The 3,281-nt window shown below is 57.3% G+C and carries 3 protein-coding genes; 2 read left to right on the top strand and 1 reads right to left on the bottom strand.

Going from position 1 to position 3,281, the window contains the following annotated elements; all coding sequences use genetic code 11:
- Both K1Y02_26330 and K1Y02_26325 read left to right on the top strand, forming a co-directional pair.
- Positions 1-500: hypothetical protein (locus tag K1Y02_26330; protein MBX7259899.1), on the top strand; the 500-nt coding region annotated here is incomplete at its 5' end.
- A 256-nt stretch (positions 501-756) separates the two neighbouring features.
- The gene (locus K1Y02_26325; protein MBX7259898.1) at positions 757-2,985 is read left to right on the top strand and encodes a hypothetical protein; all 2,229 of its coding nucleotides are present in this window, start codon (positions 757-759) and stop codon (positions 2,983-2,985) included.
- Here the strand turns inward: K1Y02_26325 and K1Y02_26320 are convergent.
- The coding region (locus K1Y02_26320) for a hypothetical protein (protein MBX7259897.1) at positions 2,986-3,281 on the bottom strand (296 nt) is incomplete at its 5' end.

Raw genomic sequence — 3,281 nt, 5'->3', positions numbered from 1 at the left:
TAGATCCTGCCTTCAAGCAAGCCATTCAGGCGACCGATGACGAGAAGAAGCGCGTGTGGGACAGTGTGCCATCGCCCAACAAACGGTTCCATTATCGCTACACGGCCGCCGACCTGATGTGGCAGTGTGCGGCGCAGTTGCCGAAGAACGACCCGCTGAGTTTGCGCGCGTTGTATTGGGGCGGGACGTATCTGAAGCTTCGCGATCCGGAGGCCGCCGACAGATTCTACAAGGCGATGGTCATGCGGAATTGGAGCATGCCGTTCGCGCAGCAAGCCAACAAACTGCACTGGTTCCCGATTGAAGAACCGGACGAAATGGGCAAGGCGATTCCCGTTCCCAAAGAAGAGGAATCCGTTTCGTCTGATGGGTCGGAGGGATCGGACCAGATGACCGCGCCGGAGAGTTCGGACACCTCGGGCGAAGCTACTGCCCAAGATAGTGGCACGCAAGAATCGTCGGAAGGCACCGACAACGGCACTGCAGAGCAAACGAACTAAGAAACATATATGACGAAGGTGTGTGTCTTACTCTCAGCGCTGAAGGCGCGCAAGATGCTAGCCTAGGGCAAGTTGACGGTTCCGAGCCACGGTCAAGTGGCGAGGAACCGTCAACGCAGCCCTAGGTTCAAGACCCCCCGAATCGCAAGCGCTGTAAGCGCAGCACACGAACGGCTACTTCTTTCGCCATCCTCTCGATCTGAACCCCTTTTGTACTATAATAACATTCAAGCCCTGATTAGTCGGAGATGGCGTCATGAACTCATTTGTACTGCGCGGCGTTGCGGTGGCGCTGTGCATTGCAGGCTCTTCCGTTTCGTACGCGTGCGGCGTGGATTATCCCAACATGTACCTCGTGTTCGGACACGAATATAAGATCCTTGACTTGCCGGAGGGGTCATTCCATTACGAACTATCTAGGCTTCTTGGCAAGGACATCAAATTGTGGCAATACGCATGGGAAGCGGGGCCAAAGAAGACGAGGTGGGAGCGTACGCTCGAGGCGGATATAGGCGACCTTGACGTGGCGCTCAAAGCCAACGGCGTAGACGATGCGGCTCGAAGCAACTTGATTGCGAAGTACAGCGAAATGCGCACGTTAATGGGGCCGCCTCAGAGAACCAGCTTAACCGTAGCCAGCGATTTTCAACAACCGAAGGTTGACTTATCGCCGTATACGGAACTGCTGGCGGCGATCCCCGCGGAGTTTGCGCTATACGCGAAAGGTGCGGCCAAGTTTCGAGAGGGCGATTGGGCATCCGCAGGCGAAGCATGGAATGCAATCCTAGCATTGCCGGACGACCAACGGCGTTACCGTTCGACGTGGGCGGCGTTCATGTTAGGGCGATTGGCCCTGGACGTAAATCTCGCGGACTCGGAAGCCAAGTTTGAACTAACGCGAACGCTCAAGCGGAACGGCTTTCGGGACTCGTTCAGTCTGGCGGGGGATGCGACGCAGTGCATGGCTGCGATCGGGTCGGGAAAGGGCAATTTTGTGCGTGCGATGCATCTCTACGCAGAGATGAATGTGAGCGAGTCCATTCGGGAGCGCAGTATAGGGTATTACTCCTTGCGGTCGATTTGTACCCGTGTGTGCGGTGACACCATCGATCCGGCCCTTGCGTCGGACCCCCTTTGCAGGCAGGTTATTTCCGCGTGGGTGATGTCTCATCGGAAGAAGCCTGAATTAAGCGCCATCTGGAGCAAGGCCATCGAAGAAGCAGGGGTCACCGGGATCATTCCAGACGCAGACAAATTGGCGTGGGCAGCATACAGCGCGGGTGATATGCCAACGGCGGCAAAGTGGCTCGAATCCGCGCCGCCGGATGCACCGTATGCAATGTGGGTGCGGTCAAAGCTGTTGATGCGCGACGGCAAGATTGACGAGGCCATCGACGTCCTACGAGAACTCGTGAAGTCTTTTCCGGCTTCCGATGCGTGGTTGGGCCTAGACGAAAACCCGTACACGGAGTGGGCCGAGGCGTTGGGTACGATGCGTGCCGAGTTGGGTGTGCTCTTGCTTGGGCGACGTGACTATGTCAGCGCCTTCGATATGCTGGTGCATTCGAATTATTGGATGGACACCGCCTACATCGCGGAACGCGTGCTCACCGTGGAAGAACTTGAGACCTATCTCACGGAACATTCCGGAGACAAGACACTCCAAGCAGAGGTGGTGTTGATATACCCCGACGGAGAACTCACGCGGTACGACATGCTCCGGTACCTGCTCGCGCGCCGCTATATGCGGATGGGCCAGTACGACAAAGCGCTTGCCAATTATCCGATACCGATAAAGCTTGAAGCGGAGAAATTGGTAGCGGCGTTGAAGGCGAGCCAGAAGGCGCGGCCGATGGGCTGGAGCGAGTGGATTTCAACGTCCGTCGGAGATTGGTGGAGCGGGAAGACGACGCCGTTCATCGACCGACAACGCGCGGAGCGCTGCTTCGCCGCAGCGCAACTTGTCCGCGAAAAGGGCATCACTCTCATGGGAACGGAACTGGAGCCAGACTGGTACACGCTAAGCGGTGATAGCGAAATTGATGGAGCGACCCATCATCGTGCATACGACAAGGAAAAGACCTCAACCATTAAGCGCAGGTGGAGCAGTCAAGAAGGCAAGTACGTACTCGAAAAGGTGAGTCCGGCGTTTGGTGAAGCCATCCAGGCGTCGGATGACGAGAAGAAGCGCGTGTGGGCCAGCGCACCGTCACCCAACAAGCGATTCCATTACCGCTACGTGGCGGCGGATTTGATGTGGGAGTGCGCGGCGCAATTGCCGAAGAACGATTTCATGAGTCTGCGCGCGCTGTATTTGGGCGGGTCGTATCTGAAGCTTCGCGATCCGCAGGCCGCCGACAAGTTCTACAAAGCGATGGTTATGCGGAATTGGAGCACGGCATACGCGCAGAAGGCTGACAAGCTGCGCTGGTTCCCGCGCGAAGCGCCGGACGAGAAGAGCGCAGCCGTTGCTCCGGGTCCGTAGCTACTTCATCCCCAGCAGTTCGCACGACGAGTCGTGGAGTATTGCTTTTGCGATCTCGAGCGCGTCGATCTGCGAGTATTGGCCGCGTTGCACTTTCTTCGCGAGGACTTCCGCAAGCAGTCGCCGCACAAGCACGGCCTTCCCATACTGCCAGTCGAGGCAATACGCATCGCTGAAGAATCCAATCTGTTTATTGACGGGGAGCATATCGAGGCGCTCTTCCATGACCTGCTGGATCGCGCCCGGAAAGAAGTTGTGCCACCAGTAGCCCGCGAGGGAGAAGTTGGGAAGTTCGC

This window comes from Candidatus Hydrogenedentota bacterium (assembly GCA_019695095.1).
Lineage (GTDB): Bacteria > Hydrogenedentota > Hydrogenedentia > Hydrogenedentales > SLHB01 > JAIBAQ01.
This window is presented reverse-complemented; position numbering and strand designations above follow the sequence as displayed.

Bases quoted from the DNA above. Each gene is read 5' to 3' on its own strand.
- K1Y02_26325 (MBX7259898.1), top strand. From the start codon at position 757: ATGAACTCATTTGTACTGCGCGGCGTTGCGGTGGCGCTGTGCATTGCA.